The organism is Flavobacterium sp. LC2016-13 (genome assembly GCF_009707955.1).
In the GTDB taxonomy this organism is placed as follows: Bacteria; Bacteroidota; Bacteroidia; order Flavobacteriales; family Flavobacteriaceae; genus Flavobacterium.
On the sequence record NZ_WMDQ01000015.1, the window covers coordinates 33,688 to 59,607 of the forward strand.

Consider the following 25,920-nt stretch of genomic DNA (forward strand, 5'->3'; position numbering starts at 1 on the left):
ATTAAATAAAATTATCACCAACAAGTTAATTTCATAATTTTAAGCCCGATATAATTTATATCGGGCTTACTTTGTTATTATGGATGATAAAAAGATATTAGTAGATTTTCTGCATCAATTTTCGGGACTTTCAGAGGCTGATTTTCAAAAAGGAAATCCGTATTGGTATACGAGAACTTTTAAGAAAGGTGAGTTTTTTAATATGCAAAGTTTCGTATGTTCTGATCTTGGTTTTATAAAAAGCGGTCTTTTCAGAATTTATTATTTTGATGAGGAAGCAATGGAAGATCGAAATATGTTTTTCTTTGCCGAAGGTCAGTTTATTGTCTCTTTTGCGAGTTTTATTTACCAGCATCCGTGCATGTATTATATTGAAGCGCTTGAAGATGCCGAGGTTTATGCAATAAAATATAAAGATCTTAAGGAACTTTATGCCGTAAATAATGGCTGGGCAAACATGGGAAGAATTTTGGCTGAATTATTTTTTATTTACGCGCAATTAAGAATGGAGGCTTTGCTTTTTAATAATGTAGAACAACGTTATATAAAATTGCAAAAAGATCAGCCACAAATTCTACAGCGAGTTGCGCTTTTTCATATTGCTTCGTATTTGGGCATTACAAGTCAGTCTTTAAGCAGGATTAGAAAAAGGCTTGGATAAGAAATTTTCTAATTTAAGAATTGAGCCAGTTTTTGAAGTTGTTAATTTCTTTTTTACTTAGAATAATAGGTTCTGTGTCCGGAACAGCAATATTTAAAAGCAATTCGATTTTTTGACTTGAATGTTTTACAATTTCCTGAATATGGTGTCGGTTGATAATGTATTTTCTATTTATTTTAAAGAAAATTTTAGGATCAAGACTATTTATCAAATCCTTAAGATTGCTATTATACAAATAACTATTTCCCGAATTTGTGTGAATGAAAAGATGTTTTCCTGTGGCAAAAAAATAAGGAATAACGGTATCGTTGATCGAGATTAATTTGTCTCTGTGGTTTACCAAAAAGTGATGCTGAATATTACTTTGGTTTTCAATTTCAACCAAAGATTCTACAATTGGGTTTGGATTAAAAGTTTGTTTTATGTTTTTGTATTTTGATATCGCTTCTAATAGTTCTTCTTCTTCATAAGGTTTTAGAAGATAATCGATCGTAAAGTGTTTAAAAACTTTTACGGCATAAGAATCGTAAGCGGTAATAAAAATAACGGGACATGAAATAGTAACTTCTTCAAAAATGTCTAAACTTTTTCCGTCTCCCAAATGAATATCCATAAAGGCAAGATCAACGGTATTTGCTTTAAAAAAAGCAACGGCGTCTTTTACAGATTTTAGTATCGTTATATCTGTTAAAGTAATAATATTTTGTTGTTCCAGAATTGATTTCAGATAATTTGAAGCCAGATGTTCATCTTCAATGATGGCAATTTTCATTTCCTTTTTTTTGCAAAGGTAAAAAAAAGCTCCGTTAAAAACGGAGCTTAATTGAATCTACAAGTTTGGGTTATTTAAACGTGCATCTTTAGGATATGGTATCGTATAACGCGGATCATTTTCGATCAGTTTATATTCATTTCCTTCTCCATCATAATGCAGGATTTCTTTTTGATTATTTCTTCTTAAATCAAACCAACGGTGTCCTTCTGCAGCAAATTCACGGTGTCTTTCTTCACCAATAAAATCAAGAAGTTGCGCTTGGTCCATTGCACCAACTGCTGTAGCAAGTGCATTGTAACCTGCAACTTTATATCTGTTTTTGATAAAAGTTAATACAGTTGTTTTTGCCGTTGTCAAATCATTTAATTGTGCTGAAGCTTCTGCTTTAGTCAAATATAATTCAGAAGTTCTGAAAGAACATTTTTGAGCATCTTCTCCACCTTTTAAAATAGAAATATCGCCTCCAAATTTTTGAAAATACAAAGCATAACGCAAATCGTTTGTTTTATCATAGGCATCAGTCAATTCAGATGAAGCGTAAGAAATATTTTTTAAACCAACAACGAAGACATCTTCAAGAGCCAAAATTGATTCTACACCATCGTAACGGTTCGCTAAAACAGGTGTAGCATTTAAATCTGTTAAAGCGCTTTTAATAGCTAATGCTTTATCTGCAGATTCGATAGCTTTTGCCCATTCTTTTTGGTATAAGAAAACACGAGTTTCTAGTGCATAAATTGCAGCTTTAGAGAAACGATAGTTTAAACCTTTTGGCTGCGTGTCTTTGTTAAGCAATTTTTTAGCTTCTTCTTTATCAGCAAGAATTTGCTCGTAAATTCTGGCTGTGCTTTCAGGAACATACGCTTGCTCTAAATCTATTTTTAAAGCTAAAGGAACTCCTTTGTCTGTACCTGCAGTTGCAGCATTGTAAGGTTTTGCAAACAGGTTCAATAAATCAAAATAAGCATAAGCTCTCAAGGCATAAGCTTCTCCAATTAATTGATCTTTATCGGCAGATGCCTCAAGTTTACTATTTGCATCATTGATAATTACATTAGTAAAGAAAATAGTATTGTAAAGAGTTGCATACTGAAATTGTGTTGTAATACGGTCTGGAGTTGCATCATTCCAGTGATAAACATCTCTGAAAAAAGGATAATCAGGACCAAAACTATACGGATCCAGTAATAATTCATCTCCTCTTAGTGAAGCAAGGTTTTTATGTGTAGGGTAAGTTTCGTAACCTCTTGTAAGTACGGCTCTGAAATCTGTTAATGTTTCCGGAATTACTTTACCAATTGGCTGTACGTCCAGATAATCATCACAGCTTACCGTAGTAATAGCTGTGACGAAAAAGAATGCATATTTTAATATATTTTTCATTTTAAATCAGTTTAAAAAGTTAAGTTACATCCTAAAGATATTGATCTCGGGATTGGTTGTGCATAGATATTTCCGAATGTTTCAGGGTCAAAGTAACCTTTGTAATCAGAACTTACAACAAATAAGTTTCTTCCTTCTACACTAAATCTAATATCCTGCATGAAAACACTGTTAGTCGCTTTTTTAGGTAATGAATATCCTAAACGCACACTGCTTAATCTCATGTAACTCATTTCTTTTACCCATGTATCAAGTAAGGCAGTAGTATTGAATGGTCCTGAATCAGCATACCAGTTGTAAGCCATCCATCTATCGTCTCCTGTTCCTGAGTCTCTACCCACAATACCCGGTAAGTTTGAATTGGTATTTGTAGCTGAATGGGCATTTAAAATTTGAGTAGAATAGTTTTGTCCAGGATCTACTCTTGTTCCATTATAAGGAGGCGTCTCAACAACAGTTTGTTTGATGTTAAACGTAGCAGCAATGGTTAGGTCAAAGTTGCTAACTTTAAAAGTGTTGATTAAACCTCCTGTAAATTTAGGGTCACGATCTCCTACGTAGGTAAATAGGTCTCTCGTTTCCTGAGCTGTTAAGCTCGATTGTGATAATTCTCCTGGGAAAAGAAGAGGGTATGAGTCAACAAGGGCAAAAAGGGTATTTGTACTAACTGTTTCTCCTTTTTTATTAATATATAAAGGATAACCATTTGCGTCGATTCCTGCTGTTTTCAGGGCAAATACAGCATTAACCGGGAATCCTTCTCTTGAAGGCAAATAAGTATTGTCTCTTACCTGAATACGGTCTACGTTACTCTTATTATGAGAGAAATTAATGTTTGTAGTCCATGAAAAATTAGGACGTTCGATGTTTTTTGTTGTTAATGCAATTTCATAACCTTTATTAGACACTTGTGCCCAGTTTAGGTTAGAGAATTCAAAACCATTTTCAACAGGAAGTGATTGTAAACCAATTAAATCACTACTTTTTCTTCCGTAAATATCAGTTACTACGCTTACACGGTTGTTAAACAAACCAAGATCAAAACCAAAGTTGGTATTGGTTGTTTTTTCCCATCTTAATTTATCGTTTGGCGGAGATATGATATTAATAGTCTGCTCAGTTTGTCCAGGTAAAAGAGTTGTATTGCCGTATGTTCCAACTACATAAGGAGAAGTGTTTTTGTCGATATTTCCTTGTAAACCATAAGAAGCACGTAATCTTAAAGCAGAAATAGTTTGGTTTTCTTTTAAGAAGTTTTCTTCAGATACTAACCATGAACCAGAAAGAGCCCATAATGGTAAATATTTGTATTTAGGATCTACACCAAATAAATCTGATCCGTCGTAACGCACACTACCAAAAGCAGTATATTTTCTGTTGTAAGTATAAGATGCTGTTGCAAAGAATGAAGCAAATGCATTTTCATTCTCTGTTTTTTGATACGATCTGTATGTAGCTGCTACAGCATCATTTGCGTTAGGGAAAATGATTTGCTGAGTAGTTAATGTTTGAGGGTTATATCCAAAACCTTTAGTTGCGATAGAAGTATTGTAATTTCTTCTTAATTCGCTACCTGCCATTACCTCAACCTCATGTTTTTGGTTGAAAACAGCACTGTAGTTTAACATTGTTTTCCAGTTGTATTGAAAAAAGTCAGTATTTGAATTTTGGATAATTCCACCTTCAGGAAGGAAATATTTAGGAACTCCACCACTGAATCTTTTTGTAGTTTCTCTTACTTTTCTAGTGTAGTAAGTATCTTTATCCGCAAATTTTTCAGAAGCACTATTGTCAAACTGAAGACCTACCTGTGTAGTTGCTTTGAAGTTTTTAGTAATGTTATAATCAATATCAAGTATGGCTTTTATAGCTCTGTTTTTTAATTCGTAAGATGTATTTTCTCTTTCTTCAAGGAAGTTAAAAGGAACATATACAGAATTGTTGCTATATCCGCTAATATCTTTATCGTAGTTATAACTTCCATCTGCATTTCTAGGCGTTAAATATGGGTTTACAGTTCTTGAATAATTTGCAGGATTTGTAAAACCATCTGTATCTGTTATATAAGATTTAGTGGTACTTTGAGAACCAAAAAGACTCACACCAACACGTAATTTATCAGATACTTCAAAATTGTTTTTTAAAGTAAGGTTGTATCTGTTGTATCCGGTTCCAATTGTAGTTCCGTCTTCATCATAAGCACCAAGAGAGAAATAGTAATCAGATTTTTCTCCACCACCAGATAAACTCAAACCATATTGTGTGTTTATAGCATTTTTATACAATAAGTTACCCCAATTTGTATCGTTGTTTCTTAATGCATTGATAGAATTTTGAGAATTTGGACTTAAAGCCGAAAATCCTCCGCCTCTGTAAGCTCCTAGTTCACCAGCACCATTTATAATACGAGAAACTTGTCCGTTTGAACTTCTGTAAGTTAAATTTGGATCTGAAGCCATAGCCAATTCTAAATCTACTTTTTGAGATGAATTCATCAAGTTTAATTTAGAAAAGTCAGGTCTTTGCGTAAGGAAAGTATTTGTAGTAAAGTTTACTCTCATATTTCCTTTTTTACCTTTTTTAGTAGTAACAACGATAACTCCGTTTGCAGCTCTTGCTCCGTAAATAGCAGTTGCAGAAGCATCTTTTAATATCGTGATATCTTTAATATCTTCAGGGTTTAATCCAGCGATAGAAAAGTTAGTCAACTGATCGATATTATCTTTATCATAGTTTTGAGGCACATCATTTCCTTCTAAAGGTAAACCATCTAAAACCCATAACGGATCTTGTGGACCTGAAAGCGAAGCTGTACCACGAATTCTCACTTTTGCGATAGTACCAGGAGCCCCCGTAGTCTGAGTAACGGCAACACCCGTAACCTGTCCAATCAATAATTGGTCGATACTCGCAACACCCGCTTGTTGGATGTCGATCATATTCGCTTTACTAACAGCAGAAGTAAGTTTTCTTGTTTCGATTTTTTGGTAACCCGTAACAACAACCTCTTTCAACTCTGCAGTTTCAGATTTTAAAGTAACATTATAAGTTTTTTGATTTGTAATTTCAAGTGAGGTAGACTCATATCCAATATAAGTTACCCTTAAAAACTTTACGTTACCGTTTATTTGAAGAGAAAATGTACCGTCAAAATCAGTAACAGTACCAAGGCTTGAACTTTGAATTACACCTTTTTGCTGTGTGCTGTTTGAAATAGAAGCATTTTCTACAAAGACAGATACACCATACAAAGGCATGCCATCTTTAGAATCTGTTACTTTTCCTTTAATCGTTCTGGTTTCCTGGGCATACCCTGACAGGGTAAGGAGAAAACTCAGCATGTAAAATAGATTTTTCATTCTGGAATTTGGGTTTGGTTAAAAATTTATAATGTGTTGTTTAATGCTCTTTCAATGCGTTGAATCAAATCGAAATAATGGTTTTTAGTTTCTTGATTTCCAATCGCTCTTTTTGATTTTAATAACTGCAAAACCTGATTCAGTTCTCCTTTTTTATCAGATGTAACTTCTGATACTCTTTTCATAGAAGATTGATTGATATTGCGCGCCATTTTTGATTCTTCTAAATAATCACACAAGTGTGGCATACTTAGGGTCTCTTTAATTTCAATTGCTTTTTTAGGTTCTGTCTTTTCAAAAAGTTTGTTTGTTGATACAATTAGAACATCAACATAATTTTTCTGAGTTAAACGTTCTAAAATCGTAAGCGATTTATTCTGAATGGTCGAAGCAAAAATACTTTGACGTAATGTTTTAAATAATTGCGTTACCGTAAACACATTTTCTTTCGTTTCATTACGTTGAAACAATTCGTTTTCAGTAATTCGAAGTAAACGATCGTCGCTCAGCATGCTGTAAAGAAGTCCGTATTGTAATTCTCTTGCCAATGTGTAAGGCGTGTATTCGTATGGTCCTAACGGAGTATCTTTTAAAGGATTTGTTTTGTCTAAAATCGGATTGAAAAACAACCATTCAGGAAGCGTAATACTGTTTTTTAATAAATAAGTAACAGCTCTTTTTTGTATCGCAGCTGGAACTGCAACATAACTCGCTTTATTATCACCATGAACCGTAGGATTTAAATAAATTCCGCCAAGATTGCTTAATACGTGGTAGTTGTACAAATTCCACTGACCAATTGCGCCAATATAGAGGTTACCTGTTTCGAAGTAAGATTCGTCTTTATCATACGTCCAGTCCAGAATATTGCTTACCACTCTTTTCAGGTTTTTAAGTCCGTATTCTCCGGCTTTTATGGCATCATTTCCTAAATCTTCAGATTGTGAGCGCGGATCAATTGTAGCATCTGCGCTTTGTTGTTCTCCGTAAAAATAAACAGGATCATTTTGATGTTTCGTAATTAAAGCGTTTAAGGCAGTATGTTCTTCATTTTCATTTGCATACCATCTGTAACCCCATTCGATAGCGTATTTATCATATTCACCAATTTTAGGAGTAATCGCTTCTACATGATCTTCTGGCTGCGCAATATAATTATATCGTGCATAATCCATAATAGAAGGAGCAGTTCCTCCCATTTTTGCCGTAAAAGCTGGAGATCGAAGAGATTCAACATCATAAGCAAACGAAGCGCCCATGTTGTGTTTTAAACCAAAAGTGTGTCCAACCTCATGAGACGAAACAAAACGAATTGCTTCTCCCATATGTTCATCACTAAATTTGTTTCCTCTCGCTTTCGGATCAATTGCACCGGTTTGTATAACCATCCAGCTATGAAGTGACGTCATCACATTATGCCACCAGATAATGTCTGATTCAATAATTTCGCCACTTCTTGGATCAACAACCGCTGGTCCCATCGCATTTGACTTTTGCGACGCGACATACGTAATAACAGAATAACGAACATCGTCGATGTCAAAATCTGTGTCTTCATCTGTAGGTTCTTTTGCGATAACGGCATTTTTAAAGCCCGCTTTTTCAAACGCAACTTGCCAATCACGAACCCCTTCGATGATATAGGAGCGCCATTGTTTAGGTGTCGATGGATCGATGTAATAAACAATGGGTTTCTTAGGCTCTACTAATTCGCCATTTTTATATTTTTCAAGGTCTTCCTTTTTAGGTTCTAATCTCCAGCGTGTTATCAATTCTTTCTCACGTATTGCCTGCTGATCATCGCTAAAATACAAGTGTTTTTCAGAGAAATAACCAACACGTTTGTCTGCAAAACGAGGCTGCATCGGAGTTTTATTTAATAATATGATATTACTCGTAACGCCCAGAGTAACCGAAATGGCAATACCGTCTTCGAAAACCGAAGTGGTAAGCTGAGATTTAACAACTATATTTTTTGGAAACGTTTTCACACTTTCTATATACGAAAGCTCCGATTTTACAGATCCGCTAAGACCAATATTACTTAAAACATCATTGAAACTTTTTTGTTTTCCGTCAAAAACTTTATTTACTTTGATTACAATTGAAGTCGAATCGTTGTTTTTTGTTTCGATATCGAAAACCTCTATAATTGATTCCGAAAAATTGGCATTTACAGAAGCCGTTATAGCATCTCCAGTAGGTGAAGAAACATTAGGCACAGATGATTTTACCCAAACCTTTTTTGCGACAAGATCTTTATGAAAAGTAATAATCTTGTTTTCGTAGTTCATTCCTCTGTTAAGCCCTTGCTCGTTAATCGTCGTAGGAACGCTTGAAATTTTATTAACCACCAAAAATTCTCTTTGAAATAAAGAATCATTGATTTCTAAATATAAATCTGTTTTAACCTGAATGGTATTGAATAAACCTTTTTTGAAAGTTCCCTTTTTAACAAGGTCATTGTAATTTTTTCCTTTTGAAGATTTAAGAGAATCAGCAACTTTTTCTGTAGTATCTGTTTTGTCTTTTTTATTCTTTTTTTGAGAAACCATAGTACCCGTACTTAATAGTACTGCTACCAAAACAATGTTTTTTAGGTTTATCAGAAATGCCTTTTCCCTCATATTGAAGTTAAGTTTAAGTTAATTTTCGGTCGAAATTATTCGATAAATTATGTTAAAAAAAACAAAAAGGAGTGAGTGGCTATTTTTCGGGAGTGAATGTTTTCTTTTTAGCCGATTAAAGGTAAAATGCAAGTAAATTTCCCGTCTTTTTTGTAAGCCTGAAAATCGTTTTTACCATAATATTTGTAGATACTTTCTAAATATTTGTGACCAAACTTAGATTCTCCGCCAAAACTTGGCTTTTCGTTTAAGTTATTGGTAATGATGACCTCATCCTCTTTAATGTCGATTGTTATGACTAAAGGATTTTCATCAGAAGCAATATTGTGTTTTATTGCGTTTTCTATGGCAATTTGAAAGGCGAGATAAGGCACCTTTTTTGCCAAAACATTTTCGTCATCAATAATATTAATAGTAAAAAGAAATTCTTCTTTAAACCTCGTTTGTTGCAGAAAAATGTATTTCTCTATAAAAAGCAATTCTTCCTGCAGCGTAACAATGTTTTGTAACGGCGGATTAATTAGGTATCTGTAAATCTTAGAAAGGTTCAGCGTAAACTTTCGTGCTACGGCCGTATCACCATCAATAAGCATGTAAAGCGAGTTGAGCGAATTAAACAAAAAGTGAGGATTTATTTGTTCTTTCAGTTGTTGTAACTGAATCAAAGCTTTTTCCTTATTTATTTTTTCATTTTCTAAAAGCAGCTTATTTTTTTCCTTAGAAAGTATTGCTTTTTCTCTGTAAGCCTTTTTATTAAAAAGCGTAAATAAATAAAAGAAGATAATTAAAATAGAAGTCGTAATAAGATAAATTAACGAAGCATATTTTTTAACCGAACTTACATCTTCGCTTCCAATTTCTTTTGGCGAGTTGGCAGAAACATACCAATTTGTATTTTTTACATTCAGTCGTTTTGTGTATCTCACAATATCTAATTTCAGATATTCTGAAAGCGCAATTTTTCGGCCAAAAAATTCGTCATTGATAAAAGTAGTATCTGCCGAAGTCAGGTTCGTAAGTTTAAAAATATTCTTTTTTAGAAGTTTTATTTCCGGATGATATAAAATTGTTCCTTTTTCATCAAAAACAAATGCATAATTCGGAATATCACGACCAACAGTCGAAAAATATGATTGCAATGATTTCAGGTCAACATCAAAACCATATCGAACTATTGTTCCGTTTGAAGCAATTGACTTAAAGTAAATACGCCAGAAAAAATTGTCATGATCCTGAATTATCGAGTTCGATTGATTTTTCGAACCATTTTTAAGAATAAAATCCTTTATCGTTGTTTCTAAATTGATAGAGCTTTTAGAAGTCGTAAATTCAATTTTGTTATCATTAATCTGGAACCAGTTATTTTTAACCAAACTATCATTCGCATGAATTGTGCTTAAAACTTTTAAATGATCTGATAAATTTCCTGGATTACTGATTTGAATAACACGGTCTATTTCACTTTGAATTTGTAAAAAACGTGAAAATTCCTGTTGAACAATTTCCTGTCTTTTAATAAAACTTCGCTTTGTACTTTCAATATTTGATTTTTCAGTAATTTGAGTAATCAGGTTACTTAATATATAAAGAGAAAATAAAGTAAGGCTAATGAATACAATTCCCAGAATAAAGAATTTGCGGCCTGAATAGATATTTTTTAAGGAAAAATTCAAAAGATGTTTTTAAGTATAAAATAGTGGTATTTGGCGATTGAAATTTAAAAATTTCGTCGGCAAAGATAGTATTTTCTTTGAAACAGCTTTAATTTTAAACTACGGATATTGTTGATAATCAGATTGAAAGAATTTACTTCTTTTTTATTTAAATCAAATTTTAGATTTTAAACGGCTTAATGTTTCCTGAGAAATATTAATATAAGAAGCCACGATTTTATTCGGAAGCCGTTTTACGATCGTTGGGTTTACCTTGAGTAACTGATTGTATCTTTCGAGAGCATCCATCGTTGTAAATGACATTAACCGATTGGTATTATTAACATAAGCCTTTTCTAAATAGACACAATAGAATGCCCGCCATTGCGGAATAATCTTCATTAAATAATTAAAATCATCGTGGCTAATAGCTAAAACTTCAGACTTTTCGATAACCTGAATATATTCCTGAGAAGGCGAATTTGTGATGAAACTAACCAGCGCCGTTGCCAGTTGATTTTCGAAAGCAATATATCTCGTAACATCTTTTCCTTCTTCATTTATAAAAAAAATTCTCAGGCAGCCTTTGCCAACAAAAAAACTTTGCTGGCTGGTTTCTCCCTGAGATAATAAAAAATCATTTTTCTTATATTTTAATGGTTTGAAATAAGAAAGGATAGTATTTAGATCTTCATTCGTAACATCAACATTTTTTTTAATATAAGCAGCAAGTTGTTCGTAAATCATAATTTAAATGTAGTCTCTCACAAATTTACGGTAATAGGTAATATCTTGTATAGATAAAACCATTAAATCGTGTCGTTCTGCAAAGCGAATAATTTGATCCAATTTGGCCATACTACCGTCAGCATTCATCAATTCGCATAAAACAGCTTGTGGTTTTAAACCGGCTAATTTCATTAAATCGACACTACCTTCCGTATGTCCGTTTCTTTCAAAAACACCATTGCTTTTGGCACGTAACGGAAAAATATGTCCCGGTTTTGCCAAATCCGTAGCTTTTGCATTATCGTTAATTGCCGTTTTAATAGTTGTAATTCTATCTGCTGCCGATACGCCTGTTGTAACCCCTTTTTTAGCTTCAATCGAAATTGTAAACGGAGTCTGAAAACTGCTTGTATTTTCTTTAACCATATACGGAAGATCTAATTCATCAGCCTTTTCATTTGTCAGGCAAAGACAAACAATTCCGCTGCATTCCCTAATCATAAGCGCCATGTCCTGAACATTCATGTGTTGTGCAGAAAAAATTAAATCACCTTCATTTTCTCTGTTTTCATCATCGGTAAGCATAATTCCTTTTCCCTTTTGCAAATGTTTTAAAGCATTTTCGACGCGTTCTTCACTGGTAATGCCAAATTTTTCTAACGGATGTAATAAAGTATCTATCATTTTAATTCGAATATTTTGAAATTGGATTTTGAAATTCTTAAGAGAGCAAATCTAAAGTTGTTTTAAATGGAAAAGTTTGATATAAGTCAATAAAACGAATGATCTTAAATATTGAAAAAAAATAATTAATAAAAGAATGTTCATTCATTTATTATTTTATCTTTGCTAAAAATTAGGCATTAGAATATGAGAATAAGAGATGTTGATAAAGAGAATTTGGTAATTGAAAATGCAATCGATCAAATTGTTCGAGATGGTTTCCAGGGTTTCAGTATGAACAAGCTTGCAAAAGCCTGCTCTATTTCTGTTGGAACTTTGTATATCTATTATAAAGACAAAGACGATTTGATTCAAAAAATAGGAGGAGCGATTGCTTTAGAATTTTTTGCCAGTACAATAAAAGATTTCTCGACAGAAATGTCATTCGAAGAAGGATTATGGAAACAATGGGAAAACAGGGCTGACTTTACCATGAAATATCCAAAAAGAGTTGCCTTTTTCGAAATCATCAAGCATTCGCCACATGCTGATACAATCTTGGATTCTATCAAAGAATTTTCAGATTTCAGGGCTATTATGAAACAGTTTATTGAAAACGGACTGGAGAATAAAGAGCTAATTCCGATGACATTTGAAGTTTTTTGGGCCATTGCCTATGGACCATTATACACATTATTAAACTTTCACAGAGAAGGCAAGAGCATGGGAGGAAAACCATTCGAGCTCGACAAAGAACTGATGAAAGAAGCCTTTCGGGCTACCATTAAGGCTCTAAAACCATGAAAAATTATGGAAACAGATTTACAAAAAATACATGTTTTTAAAACAGACATTGCAAAAATAGATTCCAACTGTCCGATGCAGCAAACACTCAATAATCATTCAGATATTCAGGAATGGAGTGTTGATTGCGAAGATGTTGATCGCGTACTGCGTGTCGTTTCAGAAAAACTTAATCCAAATGCAATTATCAGTATCGTTACTGAGTTTGGCCACGAGTGCCAGGAATTGCTTTAACCCCAAATACACAAAATTAAAATGGAAAAAAACAAAATAGAAACCATCCCTTTTACCCTAAATCAAAAAATTATTATTGCCATATTGGCGCTTTTACAATTCACCGTTATATTAGATTTCATGGTTATTTCTCCACTTGGAGATATATTAATGAAAACGCTGGATATGACCACATCAAACTTTGGTTTTGCCGTTTCTGCGTATGCCTTTAGCGCAGGAATTTCAGGACTTTTGGCAGCAGGTTTTGCTGATAAATTCGACAGAAAAAAACTGTTGATTTTCTTTTACACCGGATTTATAATTGGTACACTTTTTTGTGCTGTTTCTTCCAGTTATCACATGTTGCTTATGGCAAGAATCGTTACCGGACTTTTTGGTGGCGTTATTGGTTCTGTTTCTTTAGCCATCGTAACCGATTTATTTGTGATTCATCAAAGAGGACGTGTTATGGGTTTCATACAAATGGCATTTGCAACAAGCCAGATTTTAGGAATTCCGTTAGGATTATATTTCGCTAATAACTGGGGTTGGCATTCAGCCTTTATCATGATCGCCGTTTTAGGAGGATTAATTCTTATTGCCATCATTACACAAATGCAGCCAATAACCAAACATTTAGAATTACAATCAGACAAAAGTCCGTTTCTACATCTTTGGCACACCTTAAGTAATAAACATTATCAGGTAGGTTTTACAGCAATTGCATTTCTTTCGGTAGGAGGATTTATGTTACAGCCTTTTGGAAGTGCTTTTTTGATCAATAATATTCACATTAGTCAATTAGAATTACCAATGGTATTTTTCTTCACCGGAGTTTCAGTACTTTTTATAATGCCTTTGGTTGGAAAATTAAGTGACAAAGTCAGCAAATTTAGATTGTTCGTTGCGGGATCAGTAATTTCGATAATTATGATTTTAATTTACACCAATCTTAATCCAATTCCACTTTGGGAAGTAGTAGCAATAAATATGATTCTATTTATGGGAATTATGAGTCGTATGATTCCTGCAACAACGCTAAATACTGCTATTCCTGAAATGAAAGATCGTGGCGCTTATATGTCAATAACTTCATCATTGCAGCAAATTGCTGGTGGAATTGCAGCCGTTTGCGCCGGATTTATCGTGCATCAGGAAACAAAAACGTCTCCATTAGAAAATTATGATATCCTTGGATATGTAATTGCAGCTGTTACATTTTCTACAGTTTTATTAATGTGGAGAGTAAATAAACTAGCCAAATCAAAAGATAAAACGATAGAAGTACCTGTTATTCTTGAATAAAATTAAAATAATTTTCAATATAAAAGCCTTGTAAAATGTATGTTTTACGGGGCTTTTTTTATGGATTTTAAGTACGTTTTCTATTTTATAAATAAAATCTTATTGTTTTGTTTTTCAGTCTTTTAGGAGCTATTTAGGTTTGCAGGCAGCACTAAATTTGTACTCATAAATTAAGGGTTTAGAATTATTAAAAACTTCATACTAATAATTCAGCCTTCACTGTAAAATTTAAAAATACCACTTATGAAAATTTTCAATCTAATATTATTTTTTGCATGCAGTTTTTTTGGGAATCCAAATAAAAATACCGAATTAACTGAGCTTGAAATGGAAAGGTTTAACGGTCAGGTTGCAGAGGTTAAAGCAATGATAAAAAGTAATCCCGGATACAATACTAAAATTGCTTTTTTTGTTGATATGAGAATTAAATCCGGTAAAAACCGATTCTTTGTTTATGATTTAGTCAATGATAAAATTTTAGATCAGGGACTTGTTGCCAATGGTTCCGGTTCTGAAACAAATGTTAGGGGAGAATTGAAATTTAGCAATGAACCTAATACAAATACGACTTCATTAGGCCGATATGCAATTGGTAAACCTTATAGCGGAATGTTTGGAAAATCATACAAATTATTTGGGTTGGATGAAACCAATAGTAATGCTTTTAAACGTGCTATAGTTTTGCATTCATATTCTGCCGTTCCGGATGAAGAACAAGATTATTATATTGCAAATAGTCACGGTTGCCCGATGGTAAATGATGCTTTTTTTAAGAAACTACAAAAGATAATTGATAACTCTAAATCAAAAATAATCTTACATATTTATTACTAAACATTTTAGTAATGAAAAAATAAATTCTTCGGTAAATACTTGTAATTACTAAGGATAATACTTTTTTTTGAGTTTAAAAAAATGATTCGTTCAAAAAAAAAGTTACAAAATCGTTTTAGTAAATGTTTTTCCATATATTTGTGACATCATTAACATGATTACTAAAAATTTCTTAACTCAATGAAAAAGATTACAATTAAGGATATTGCTACACAAGCACAAGTATCGATATCTACTGTTTCTTTTGTTATTAACGGTAAGGGAGAAAAAATGGGAATTAGTGCTAATGTAATTAAAAAAGTGCAGGAAGTAGCTGAAAAACTCAACTATAGACCAAGCATGATTGCGACCAGTTTAAGAACTGGAAAAACAAGATCAATTGGGCTTATTGTTGAAGATATTTCCAACCAGTTCTTTTCTGATCTGGCGAGAGTAATTGAAGATGAAGCCAAAAATATTGATTACAGAGTTTTTTATTGCAGTACAGGCGATGATGATGAACGTTCAGAAGAATTAATACACAGTCTTTTACAAGCAAATGTGGACGGTTTTATTATTACGCCGACTCAAAATCTGGAATCGAGTATTGATTTACTTTTAAAATTGAAAAAACCCGTTGTATTAATCGACAGGTATTTTCCGGGGCAAAAAGTAAGCCATGTCGTAATGGATAACTACGAAGGTTCACATTCTGCAACTAAATTCCTGATTAATAAAGGCTGTAAAAATATTGCTCTTGTTAACAATACATCCGAAATGGTTCAGATGAAATTGCGGGAAGAAGGCTATCGTGATGCTTTAAAAGAAGAAGGAATTTATAATGAAAACCTTGTGCTTCATATGGAATATCATTCTAGTGAAGAAGCCAGAATTGCATCAATCGTAAATTTCTTTAAGAAAAATGCTCAAATTGATGCTGTTTTATTCCTGACGAATTATATGGGACTTACAGGTCTACAGGCGTTTAAAGATATGGGAATTGAAATTCCGGGAAATATTTCCGTAATTAGTTTTGATGACCATGATAGTTTTAAGTTGCATACGCCAACAATTAGCGTTGTTGCACAGCCAATAGAAGATATTGCCATAAAATCGATACAATTATTGATGCGCCAGATGACGGATATGGAATCGTTTGAAGTAGAAAAAAGCCTTAAAAAAGGAAAATTGATTATCAGAGAATCTGTTTGATTCCAAAAATATATAAAGACAAAAAAGCAAAGTAATTTGTTTTTTTTTACACCTTTTACTAAATCGTTTTAGTACTCATTATTTGGTCAAAATTAGAGAAAAGAATTATTTTTTTTTAGTCATTTTACTAAATCGATTTCATAAAAATAAGAAGATATAAGTTACCCGTAATCCCATAGTATTCAAGAGGTGGAGACCTTAGAATGCCATATTAAAATTGAGTTCAAATTTTTATTAATTATTTAAAAACAAGTAGATTAAACAAAACAAAATCAAAACAAATAAACCAAAAAAAATGCTTATGAAACGATTATTAGCAGTGTTAGGAATGGTGTTGTTTACCAGCTTAGGAGCTGTAGCACAAAACCGATTAATAACAGGCGTAGTGGCAGATGCAGATAACAAGGGAATTGTTGCTGCATCCATAGAGGTTCAAGGAAAACCATTTAGCGCAGTTACAGACGCCGAAGGTCGATTTAAAATGAATGTTCCGGAAGGTAAAGTTACGTTGAATGTATCTTCTATAGGTTTTATATCAAAATCAATAGTTCTTCAGGAAACTGAAACAAGAGTTTCAGTTGTATTAGTAGAAAATGCACAAGAATTAAAAGATGTTGTAGTAACTTCATTTGGAGTTAAAAAACAAAGAAAAAGTTTAGGTTACGCAGTTGGAGAACTGAAAGGAGATGACTTAACAAAAAACAAGGAAATTAACTTAGGAAATGCACTTCAGGGTAAAATTGCCGGAGTTAACGTTTCAGCACCGGTTACAGGACCATCTGGTTCAAGCCGTGTTGTAATTCGTGGAGCAACTTCTGCTTCAGGACTTAACCAGCCTTTGTATGTTGTAGACGGAATTCCGATCGATAACAGTCAGCAAGGAAATGCAGGAATGTATGGAGGAGCTGATAAAGGAGATGGTATGTCATCTTTCAATCCAGACGATATTGCTTCTATGTCAGTATTAAAAGGTAGTGCCGCTTCTGCACTTTACGGGTACAGAGGATCAAACGGTGTTATCTTGATTACGACTAAAAAAGGAAAAAGCGGAACAGGAATTGGAGTAGATTTTAGTACAAACTCTACATTTAATACTCCTGCAACTCTTTTACGCTGGCAAGATCAATACGGAGCGGGAGCGCCTGTAAATGGTGTTGCAACAAGATTTGCAAGCGCACAGGAACTTGGAGATTCATATTATTTTGCATGGGGTGATAAATACGACGGAACTCCATCTATTGGTATCGACGGAATTACGAGACCATACCAGGCGTACGGGCAAGACAACGTTAAAAATTTCTACAGAACCGGATATTCTTTCAGTAATACTTTGGCAATTTCTGGTGGAAATGAAACGACTAATTTCAGATTATCTTTCGGAAATACGAAAGACGAATCAATTCTTCCGGGCACAAGCTTCAAAAGAAATAACGTGACTTTGAGTTTAAATTCAGCGCCAAACAAAAAAGTAAGCATAGAGACAAATGCACAGTATATTTCTGAGAAAAGTAATAACAGACCGTATTTGAATGACTCTCCAAGAAACCCATCTTTCCCAATTACTTTTATGACTCCGGGAACAGACATTAGATGGATCAACAATGCTTATGATCAAAATGGAGGAGAAGCAGATTATTTTCAATCAAATGTATATCAGACAAATCCATATTTTGCAACACAGGAAGATCTTAATCACGACCTTAGAAAACGTTTTATAGGTTCTGCAAAAGTAAATTATAACATTACTGATAAAATTTACGCAAAAGCTGTTGTTGGTATTGATGATATTAATTACGAATTTACAGAGATTGAACCAACAGGAATTAACTATTCTCCAGGTGGAGCTTATGAAAATACAGTTCAAAACCGTTCAGAGTTTAATGCTTCAGGTTATTTAGGATACAAAGGCGATATCGTTAAAAATCTTTCGTTAGATGCTTTTGTTGGAGCAAACCGTCAGGATAACAGAATGAGTGGAATTAAAATGAGAGGAAGCAACTTTATTGTTCCATTCAAATATTTCTATGCCAATACACAACCGGAAAAAACAGAAAAACAGTTTTCACAAAGTGAAGTAAACTCATTGTTTTATTCTGCAGATTTAGGTTACAAAGATTTCTTATATGTAAGTTTAACAGGTCGTGAAGATTGGTTTTCAACTTTAGATCCTGCAAACAACAGTACTTTTTATCCATCTGTAAGTACCAGTTTCATTTATTCTGAAGTAATCAAATTACCGGAATGGATGTCTTATGGTAAAATTAGAGCAGGTTGGGGTAACGTTGGTGGAGCTTTGCCGGACGCTTATGCTTTATCACTAACGTATACGGCGCCAGACGGACAAACAAATTCACAAGGACAGCCAATTTTAGGTATTAATGGAGAAACAGTTCCAAACAAATTCTTAAAACCTTATAATGTAAGTACGATCGAATTTGGTTTTGAAAATACATTTTTCAATAACAGATTAAGTACAGATTTAACTTTTTACCAAAAAAGAACTACAAACGATATTGCTGATGCTGATATTTCTCAGGCTTCTGGTTACAGAACTACAAAAATTAATGTGGGAGAAATCGTGAATAAAGGAGTTGAATTTGCAGTAAATGTAAAAGCAGTAAAAACACCAAATTTTGCATGGAGCGTTGGTTATAATTTTGCATACAATAATAGTGAAGTAGTTAGTCTTTCTGATAAAATTGATACCAAATCATTAGAAGGAAACAGAGATGCAAGAGCTTCTGTAGTATTAGAAAAAGGACAGCCTTTTGGAGTTATCAAAGCTTACGATTATTTAAGAGATGCAAACGGAAATATTGTACTTGATCCAAGTGGAAAATTCTTAAGAGGAAACTTAATTATTGCCGGACAAGGTGTTGCACCAACTTCTATGGGACTTTCAAATGATTTCTCATACAAAAATTTCACACTTTCTGTTTTCGTAGATGCTAAATTTGGAGGAGAAATCTATTCTGCAACAAACCAATTAGGAATGCGTTACGGATTATCTGAAGCTTCACTTCCAGGTCGTGAAGGAGGAGTTGCTGTTTCAGGAACTGATACTAACGGAAATCCTGTAAACACAACAGTTTCTGCATACGATTACTGGAGAAGTTATAGTGATGTAACATCAAATTTTGTTTATGATGCTGATTTTGTAAAACTAAGAGCAATCTCTTTTAGCTACAATTTCCCAAAATCGTATATCGAAAAAACACCTTTCCAATCGATCAGTTTAGCATTCTCTGCCCATAACTTATGGACAATTTATGACAAAGTGCCAAACATCGACCCAGAATCAAACTATTCTAATAGTAACGCTCAGGGAATGGAAAGAGCCTCAATGCCTTTGACAAGAAATTATGGTTTAACACTTAATGTCAAATTCTAATAATAAAAAAAGATGAAAAATAGATATATTAAAATATTTTGTATCGCAATTGTTAGTGCAATGACATTAGCATCATGCGATAAAGGATTCGAAGAAATGAATACGAATCCAAATGCCTTAACAGATCCGGCAGTAAAATCGATGTTTACACTTGCGGAGATTTATGTAGACGGTCAGGATTTTTCGAATACAAGAGGAAATAATATTTATGCTGCACAAATTGTACAGCAATTTTCTTCACCAGGAGGAGCGGGTTCAAAATACACTTATTCTTCTGAGTATTCAGGAGCTCTTTTTGGAGAAACGTATGGTAAAGGTTTGAATCAGATTTTTCAATTGATGTCTGTTTTACCAAATACAGATGAAAATTCAAATGCAATTCAGGCTTTAAGAATCATGAAGGTTTTGATGTTTCAAAAATTGACAGATACTTACGGAGAAGTTCCTTATTTCGAAGCCGGAAAAGGATACAACGGAAATATTTTTGCCCCAAAATATGACACTCAGGAAGCGATCTACAATGACCTTTTAAAAGAATTAGACGAAGCAGGAACAGCATTAGATGCTAATAAAGGTTTTGTTGGTGCAGCAGATTTATATTACCAAAGCGACGTTGCAAGATGGAAAAAATTAGCCAACTCATTAATGCTTAGAGTAGCAATGCGTTTGTCTAAAGTAAATCCTGCAAAAGCTAAAGAATATGTAGAAAAAGCAGTTTCAAAAGGTGTTTTTGCTTCCAATACTGACAGTCTTGTTTTACAACATGATTCAGGTCCTGCAGGAGTTAAAACAAACCCAATCACTTCATCTTGGGTTAGAAATGATTTGAACGGAGGAGAATCTAATATAAAATTCAGTAAAACATTTATCGATTTATTGAAAAACACAAACGATCCACGTTTAAGAATCTATGCAAAATTAGAAGCAACAGGAGATAACAATCCGGCAAACCAACAAGGTCTTGCAAATGATGCTAAAGATTTTCCGGGTGGAGACAAAAAAGTTTTCTCAGATCCAAATACGTCTACAGTTTTACGTTTAGACGCACCTACATTAATCATGTCTTATGCCGAAGTACAATATTTATTGGCCGAAGCATCAGTTAGAGGATGGAATGTTGGCGGATCAGCTCAGGGATATTATGAAAACGGTGTAAAAGCTGCAATGGAAGTATTGACTATTTTTGGAGATAAAGTACCGGCAGTTACAGGTACAGAATATACAACTTATATCACGACTTATCCTTTTAAAACAGCAGGAACAGAAGCACAAAAAATCGAACAGATTATAACTCAAAAATGGATTTTATTGTTGTTCAACGGTTTTGAAGCATTCTCAGAATACAGAAGAACAGGATATCCGGTTTTAGTTCCGGTTAACGATCCTACGGGAGAAACTAACGGAACAATTCCAAGAAGATTAATCTACGATCAGTCAGAGCTTTTGACAAATGCAGATAATTATCAGCAAGCAATAAGCCGTCAGGGATTAGACAGAATGACAACTAGAATCTGGTGGGATAAATAGTTTTAATAATTTGATTAGTTAGTTTAAGTAAGTCGGGTGGCTAGTACGTCGGCCGCCCGGCTTATTTTTAATTTCTATTTTATTTTATTTAAATTTAATGAATTGCTTCAGAACCAAATTCAATAGATTTAGTGCCCTTTTTTTCGCAAAATACAAAGTTGATTTTGCTGAAAAAGATGGAATTATTTTCGACAGAATTCAAAGTGCGATGAACACATTTCTTTCAATTTAATATGAGAAAAAAATAGAAAATTTTATCTGTAATAATAAAAATCTGCATTTGCAGTAACAATAAAAATGAAACTCAAAAAAAGCTATTATTGGTTTATAAGTCTTTGTCTGGCAAATCTTTCGTTTGTAGTCAATGCCCAGAACATGGCTTTAAAAGAAGGCTGGCAATATCGTGAAGTAAAAACAGACAAATGGTTTGCTGCCACAATTCCCGGGGAAATACATACCGATTTATTAAATAATAAAACAATACCGGACCCATTTTATCGTGACAACGAAAAAAAACTACAATGGATCGAAAAAAAAGACTGGGAATATAAAACCTCTTTTCAGATAAATGCATCAACATTAAAAAAGAAAAATACAGAACTCGTTTTTGATGGTTTAGATACTTATGCAACGGTTTATCTGAATAATCAATTGGTTTTAAAAGCCGATAACATGTTTCGTCAATGGCGGGTAGATGTAAAAAAGATCATTAAATCAGGAAATAATGATTTAGTAATCGTTTTTAAATCAGCACAAAATGTAGTCGATTCATTGGCGAAAAAAGATTTGCCATTTGTAATTCCCGATAATCCGCGTGCCTATGTTCGTAAAGCGCAATATCATTTTGGATGGGATTGGGGACCAAAATTCACGACTTGCGGCATCTGGAAAACACCAAGATTAGAATCGTATGACGAGAAAACTCCGGAGAAACCATATGTACTGGATCGAAAAATAGAATTGGTACAACAGCCGGACAGTTTAGGAAAATCGTTTTATTTTAAAATTGATGGAAAGCCCGTTTATATGAAAGGCGCCAATTATATTCCGTCAGATGCTTTTCTTTCGAGAGTAACCAAAAAAGAATACGAAAAAGTAATTGGAATGGCGAAAGATGCCAATATGAATATGCTTCGCGTTTGGGGAGGCGGAATTTATGAAGATGATTATTTTTATGATTTATGCGATAAAAACGGAATCTATGTCTGGCAGGATTTTATGTTTGCCGGAACAATGGTGCCGGGAGACGATGCTTTTTTTGACAATGTAAAAAAAGAAGTTCAATATCAGGTAAAACGTCTTCGTCATCATAAAAGTATTGTTTTGTGGTGCGGTAATAATGAAATAGATGAAGCCTTTAAAGATTGGGGATGGCAAAAAATGATGAAAATGCCCAAACAAGATTCCATTCGTTTATGGAAAGATTATGTTCGTTTGTTTCAGGACAGTATTCCAAAATGGGTAAAAGAAGTAGATGATAAACGACCTTATATAAGTTCATCGCCATTATTTCATTGGTCAAGAAAAGCCAGTATTACCGAAGGTGACAGCCATTATTGGGGAACCTGGTGGGGATTAGAAGATGTAGAAGCCGTACAGAAAAAAACAGGACGTTTTGTAAGTGAGTATGGAATGCAGGCAATGCCGACTTATTCATCTATCGAAAAATTTACATTGCCCGAAGACCGATATTTGTATTCAGATATTTTAGAAGCGCATCAAAAAGCCGGAAAAGGTTTCATGAAATTAGATTCCTATTTAAATCGCTATTTCATCAAATCAGAGAAAATAAAAAATATGAACGTTGAGGATTATACGTACCTCACACAATGTTTGCAATATTATTCTTTGAAAAATATTATTGGTATTCACCGTTCAAAAGAACCCTATAATATGGGAACAGTAGTTTGGCAGCTCAATGATTGCTGGCCTGTAGCAAGCTGGAGCGTAACCGATTATTACGATCGACAACCCAAAGCAGCGTGGTACGCCATGAAAGAAGCCTACAGAGATGATAAAACTCCGGAAATAGATCTTACGAGGCCAATAAATTTAACATTAGAAGATCCAAAAATTACTTGGGAAGTAAAAGGAAATAAAGTAGCTTTAAAAGCTTCAAAGTTTGCCAAATATGTAAATGTTTCCATAAAAGGATATACCGGAAAATGGAGCGACAATTACTTCGATTTGAAACCCGGAGAAGAAAAAATAATTACGTTTGAAGGTAAAATAGAAAAACCGGTTTTTAAAGTTTACTCGTTATACGATGTTTTGAAAAGGTACTAAGATACTAATAAGGTACTAAGGTGCTAAGAGGCAAAGGTTCAAAGGTTTTTTTTAGAGGTGCATATCTCGTGCGTTTGTTTTGAGAACCTTGCGTAAATCCTTGCTTACGAATTTTGCGGTTAATTTATTGTGTTCAAAGATTTTCCGTAGAGGCGCACAGCAGTGCGTCTAACATTAGAGATTAAAAATATCCGTGTTCTATCACATATAATAAAACAAATAAAATGATTACAAAATACAAGCACATTGTTTTTTCAATAATTATGCTAATTAATTTACCTGCGATTTCACAGGAGAAAAAAGCAAAACAAACTTCTACAGATTACACACAATACGTAAATCCGTTTATAGGATCTGCCGGTCATGGTCACGTATTTGTGGGAGCCAATGTTCCTTTTGGAGCCGTTCAGTTAGGACCAATAAATATTTTTGAAGGCTGGGATTGGTGCAGCGGATATAATTATGCAAGTAACACTATTTTAGGATTTACGCATACGCATTTAAGCGGAACCGGAATTGGAGATTTAAATGATATTCTTTTACTTCCTGTTTCAGGAAAAGTACCTCTTTTTAAAGGAACAAAAGAAGATATGGTAAACGGTTATGGTTCGTATTTCTCTCATGAAAATGAAGTAAGCAAACCGGGATATTACAGCGTTTTATTGGATAAATATAAAGTTAAAGCAGAATTAACGGCAAGTGAAAGAGTTGGTTTTCATAAATATACCTTCAATTCAACGACAGATAATCATGTTTTATTAGATCTTGCCGATGGTGTGGGTTGGGATAAACCGGTTAAAACCTTCATCAAAAAAATAAACGAAAACACACTTGTCGGATATCGTTTTTCTGCAGGTTGGGCTGCTGATCAGCGTGTTTATTTTGCTATCGAATTTTCTGAACCAATTTCAAATATTGCATTATATGATGATAAAACTGCAGTTACAGGAAACGAAGGCGAGGGTTTAAAAATGAAAGCTGTTTTAGATTTTACAACTTTAAAAAATAAACAAGTTTTAGTAAAAGTCGGAATTTCTCCGGTAAGTTATGAGAATGCTTCAGCAAACATAAAGGCCGAAATTCCGAATTGGGATTTTGATCAAACAGTAAAAACTGCGACTTCAAAATGGAACAAGGAATTAAATAAAATTCAAATTAAAGCAAACGATAAAACAATGAAAGTTTTTTATACTTCATTGTATCATACGATGTTTGCACCATCTATTTTTAATGATGCAAACGGAGATTATCTGGGAACAGATAAAAAAGTGTATAAAAAAGCAAACTTTACAAACTACACAACTTTCTCACTTTGGGATACGTATCGCGGTTTACATCCTTTGTACACGATAACGCAGCCCGAGAAAATTAATGATATTGTAAAATCATTTTTAGCAATTTACGAACAACAAGGCAGATTACCGGTTTGGCATCTAATGGGTAATGAAACCAATACGATGAACGGAAATCATTCAATTGCCGTAATTGTTGACGCTTATTTAAAAGGATATAGAGATTACGATACAGCATTAGCTTACGAAGCGATCAAAAAAACAGCAATGCAAACCCGCGACGGAATGGATTATGTTCAGAAATTTGAATATATTCCTGCAGATAAAATGCTGGAAACCGTTGGTAACGCTTTAGAATACGCCATTGATGATTATTGTGTAGCCCAAATGGCAAAAGCATTAAACAAAACTGAAGATTATACTTATTTCACGAAAAGAGCCAATTTATATAAACTTTATTTTGATAAAGAAACCACTTTTATGCGTGGTAAATTAACCGATGGAAATTGGAGAACACCATTTAATCCGCTTTCATCAGCACATCGCAAAGACGATTATGTAGAAGGAAATGCATGGCAATATACATGGTTAGTGCCACAAGATCCGTACGGTTTAATTGATTTATTTGGAAGCGAAAAGAAATTTACAGACAAATTAGATTCTCTTTTCTTACTAACAGATAAAGTTGAAGGCGAAGAAATTTCACCGGACATTAGCGGTTTAATCGGACAATATGCACAAGGAAACGAGCCAAATCATCATATTCCATATTTATACGCCTTTGCAGGACAACCTTGGAAAACAGCAAAATTAATCCGTGAAATTGACGATAAATTTTATTCTACAAAACCGGACGGATTATGTGGAAATGAAGATTTAGGTCAAATGTCAGCTTGGTATGTATTGTCTTCAATGGGATTTTATTCTGTAAATCCTGCTAACGGCGTTTATGTATTAGGAAGTCCGTTAGTAAATACAGCTACGATTCATCACAAAAAAGACGTTTCATTTACCTTAAATGCAATAGACAACAGCGCAACAAATATCTATATTCAAAAAGCTGAATATAACGGAAAACCTTATACAAAATCATATATCACACAAGATATGATTGTAAAAGGCGGAGAGTTAAAATTGTTTATGGGAAGCAAACCATCGACAACTTTTGGAGTAAAGAAAGAAGACAGACCTCAATGATTTTAGATTTAAAATTGTTGATTTTAGATTT

17 protein-coding genes are annotated in these 25,920 nt (G+C 33.6%); 10 read left to right on the forward strand and 7 right to left on the reverse strand.

What is annotated here, in order from left to right; translation table 11 throughout:
- The first annotated feature begins 79 nt into the window (after positions 1-79).
- Positions 80-661, forward strand: a complete 582-nt coding sequence (locus GKZ86_RS22380; protein WP_154785267.1) for a Crp/Fnr family transcriptional regulator — start codon at positions 80-82, stop codon at positions 659-661.
- A 13-nt stretch (positions 662-674) separates the two neighbouring features.
- On the opposite strand, the gene GKZ86_RS22385 is transcribed toward GKZ86_RS22380, so the two are convergent.
- The 7 genes from GKZ86_RS22385 to ribB all read right to left on the reverse strand — a co-directional run bounded on the left by GKZ86_RS22385 (position 675) and on the right by ribB (position 11,870).
- On the reverse strand, positions 675-1,433 hold the full coding sequence (locus tag GKZ86_RS22385; protein ID WP_154785268.1) for a LytTR family DNA-binding domain-containing protein: 759 nt from the start codon (positions 1,431-1,433) through the stop codon (positions 675-677).
- A gap of 57 nt (positions 1,434-1,490) precedes the next feature.
- Positions 1,491-2,819: a RagB/SusD family nutrient uptake outer membrane protein gene (locus GKZ86_RS22390; RefSeq protein ID WP_154785269.1), complete on the reverse strand. Its 1,329-nt coding sequence runs from the start codon at positions 2,817-2,819 to the stop codon at positions 1,491-1,493.
- Positions 2,820-2,830: 11 nt separating this feature from the next.
- Positions 2,831-6,178 carry a SusC/RagA family TonB-linked outer membrane protein gene (locus GKZ86_RS22395; RefSeq protein ID WP_154785270.1) on the reverse strand — a complete coding sequence of 1,116 codons (3,348 nt, stop codon included), beginning with the start codon at positions 6,176-6,178 and terminating at the stop codon, positions 2,831-2,833.
- Positions 6,179-6,204: 26 nt separating this feature from the next.
- A complete protein-coding gene (locus tag GKZ86_RS22400) occupies positions 6,205-8,805 on the reverse strand; it encodes a zinc-dependent metalloprotease (protein ID WP_154785271.1) in 2,601 nt (866 codons plus the stop codon).
- Between the two features lie 107 nt (positions 8,806-8,912).
- The gene (locus GKZ86_RS22405; RefSeq protein WP_154785272.1) at positions 8,913-10,478 is read right to left on the reverse strand and encodes a histidine kinase; all 1,566 of its coding nucleotides are present in this window, start codon (positions 10,476-10,478) and stop codon (positions 8,913-8,915) included.
- 153 nt (positions 10,479-10,631) lie between these two features.
- The gene (locus tag GKZ86_RS22410; protein WP_154785273.1) at positions 10,632-11,204 is read right to left on the reverse strand and encodes a Crp/Fnr family transcriptional regulator; all 573 of its coding nucleotides are present in this window, start codon (positions 11,202-11,204) and stop codon (positions 10,632-10,634) included.
- A gap of 3 nt (positions 11,205-11,207) precedes the next feature.
- On the reverse strand, positions 11,208-11,870 hold the full coding sequence (ribB, locus tag GKZ86_RS22415) for a 3,4-dihydroxy-2-butanone-4-phosphate synthase (protein WP_154785274.1): 663 nt from the start codon (positions 11,868-11,870) through the stop codon (positions 11,208-11,210).
- Between the two features lie 186 nt (positions 11,871-12,056).
- Here ribB and GKZ86_RS22420 point away from each other — a divergent pair, with 186 nt between their 5' ends.
- The 9 genes from GKZ86_RS22420 to GKZ86_RS22460 all read left to right on the forward strand — a co-directional run bounded on the left by GKZ86_RS22420 (position 12,057) and on the right by GKZ86_RS22460 (position 25,889).
- Positions 12,057-12,653 carry a TetR/AcrR family transcriptional regulator gene (locus GKZ86_RS22420; protein WP_154785275.1) on the forward strand — a complete coding sequence of 199 codons (597 nt, stop codon included), beginning with the start codon at positions 12,057-12,059 and terminating at the stop codon, positions 12,651-12,653.
- Positions 12,654-12,659: 6 nt separating this feature from the next.
- On the forward strand, positions 12,660-12,887 hold the full coding sequence (locus GKZ86_RS22425; RefSeq protein ID WP_154785276.1) for a hypothetical protein: 228 nt from the start codon (positions 12,660-12,662) through the stop codon (positions 12,885-12,887).
- Between the two features lie 21 nt (positions 12,888-12,908).
- Positions 12,909-14,171 (forward strand): MFS transporter, encoded by a 1,263-nt coding sequence (locus GKZ86_RS22430; protein WP_154785277.1) that lies wholly within the window; start codon positions 12,909-12,911, stop codon positions 14,169-14,171.
- 243 nt (positions 14,172-14,414) lie between these two features.
- Positions 14,415-15,005 carry a murein L,D-transpeptidase catalytic domain-containing protein gene (locus GKZ86_RS22435; RefSeq protein ID WP_154785278.1) on the forward strand — a complete coding sequence of 197 codons (591 nt, stop codon included), beginning with the start codon at positions 14,415-14,417 and terminating at the stop codon, positions 15,003-15,005.
- 180 nt (positions 15,006-15,185) lie between these two features.
- Positions 15,186-16,196, forward strand: coding sequence for a LacI family DNA-binding transcriptional regulator (locus GKZ86_RS22440; protein ID WP_154785279.1), 1,011 nt, complete (start codon positions 15,186-15,188; stop codon positions 16,194-16,196).
- A 301-nt stretch (positions 16,197-16,497) separates the two neighbouring features.
- Positions 16,498-19,587: a SusC/RagA family TonB-linked outer membrane protein gene (locus GKZ86_RS22445; protein WP_228526597.1), complete on the forward strand. Its 3,090-nt coding sequence runs from the start codon at positions 16,498-16,500 to the stop codon at positions 19,585-19,587.
- A gap of 12 nt (positions 19,588-19,599) precedes the next feature.
- Entirely contained in the window at positions 19,600-21,114 is a 1,515-nt protein-coding gene (locus GKZ86_RS22450) for a SusD/RagB family nutrient-binding outer membrane lipoprotein (RefSeq protein WP_154785281.1), read from the forward strand.
- A gap of 297 nt (positions 21,115-21,411) precedes the next feature.
- Complete coding sequence (locus GKZ86_RS22455) at positions 21,412-23,400, forward strand: glycoside hydrolase family 2 protein (protein WP_228526596.1); 1,989 nt, start codon at positions 21,412-21,414, stop codon at positions 23,398-23,400.
- A gap of 224 nt (positions 23,401-23,624) precedes the next feature.
- Entirely contained in the window at positions 23,625-25,889 is a 2,265-nt protein-coding gene (locus tag GKZ86_RS22460; protein ID WP_154785282.1) for a GH92 family glycosyl hydrolase, read from the forward strand.
- Positions 25,890-25,920 lie beyond the last annotated feature (31 nt).

What these genes read in the sequence shown, in the direction of transcription:
- GKZ86_RS22380 (WP_154785267.1), top strand. Translation starts at nt 80, where the DNA reads ATGGATGATAAAAAGATATTAGTAGATTTTCTGCATCAATTTTCGGGA.
- GKZ86_RS22385 (WP_154785268.1), bottom strand. Translation starts at nt 1,433, where the DNA reads ATGAAAATTGCCATCATTGAAGATGAACATCTGGCTTCAAATTATCTG.
- GKZ86_RS22390 (WP_154785269.1), bottom strand. Translation starts at nt 2,819, where the DNA reads ATGAAAAATATATTAAAATATGCATTCTTTTTCGTCACAGCTATTACT.
- GKZ86_RS22395 (WP_154785270.1), bottom strand. Translation starts at nt 6,178, where the DNA reads ATGAAAAATCTATTTTACATGCTGAGTTTTCTCCTTACCCTGTCAGGG.
- GKZ86_RS22400 (WP_154785271.1), bottom strand. Translation starts at nt 8,805, where the DNA reads ATGAGGGAAAAGGCATTTCTGATAAACCTAAAAAACATTGTTTTGGTA.
- GKZ86_RS22410 (WP_154785273.1), bottom strand. Translation starts at nt 11,204, where the DNA reads ATGATTTACGAACAACTTGCTGCTTATATTAAAAAAAATGTTGATGTT.
- ribB (WP_154785274.1), bottom strand. Translation starts at nt 11,870, where the DNA reads ATGATAGATACTTTATTACATCCGTTAGAAAAATTTGGCATTACCAGT.
- GKZ86_RS22420 (WP_154785275.1), top strand. Translation starts at nt 12,057, where the DNA reads ATGAGAATAAGAGATGTTGATAAAGAGAATTTGGTAATTGAAAATGCA.
- GKZ86_RS22425 (WP_154785276.1), top strand. Translation starts at nt 12,660, where the DNA reads ATGGAAACAGATTTACAAAAAATACATGTTTTTAAAACAGACATTGCA.
- GKZ86_RS22430 (WP_154785277.1), top strand. Translation starts at nt 12,909, where the DNA reads ATGGAAAAAAACAAAATAGAAACCATCCCTTTTACCCTAAATCAAAAA.
- GKZ86_RS22435 (WP_154785278.1), top strand. Translation starts at nt 14,415, where the DNA reads ATGAAAATTTTCAATCTAATATTATTTTTTGCATGCAGTTTTTTTGGG.
- GKZ86_RS22440 (WP_154785279.1), top strand. Translation starts at nt 15,186, where the DNA reads ATGAAAAAGATTACAATTAAGGATATTGCTACACAAGCACAAGTATCG.
- GKZ86_RS22445 (WP_228526597.1), top strand. Translation starts at nt 16,498, where the DNA reads ATGAAACGATTATTAGCAGTGTTAGGAATGGTGTTGTTTACCAGCTTA.
- GKZ86_RS22450 (WP_154785281.1), top strand. Translation starts at nt 19,600, where the DNA reads ATGAAAAATAGATATATTAAAATATTTTGTATCGCAATTGTTAGTGCA.
- GKZ86_RS22455 (WP_228526596.1), top strand. Translation starts at nt 21,412, where the DNA reads ATGAAACTCAAAAAAAGCTATTATTGGTTTATAAGTCTTTGTCTGGCA.
- GKZ86_RS22460 (WP_154785282.1), top strand. Translation starts at nt 23,625, where the DNA reads ATGATTACAAAATACAAGCACATTGTTTTTTCAATAATTATGCTAATT.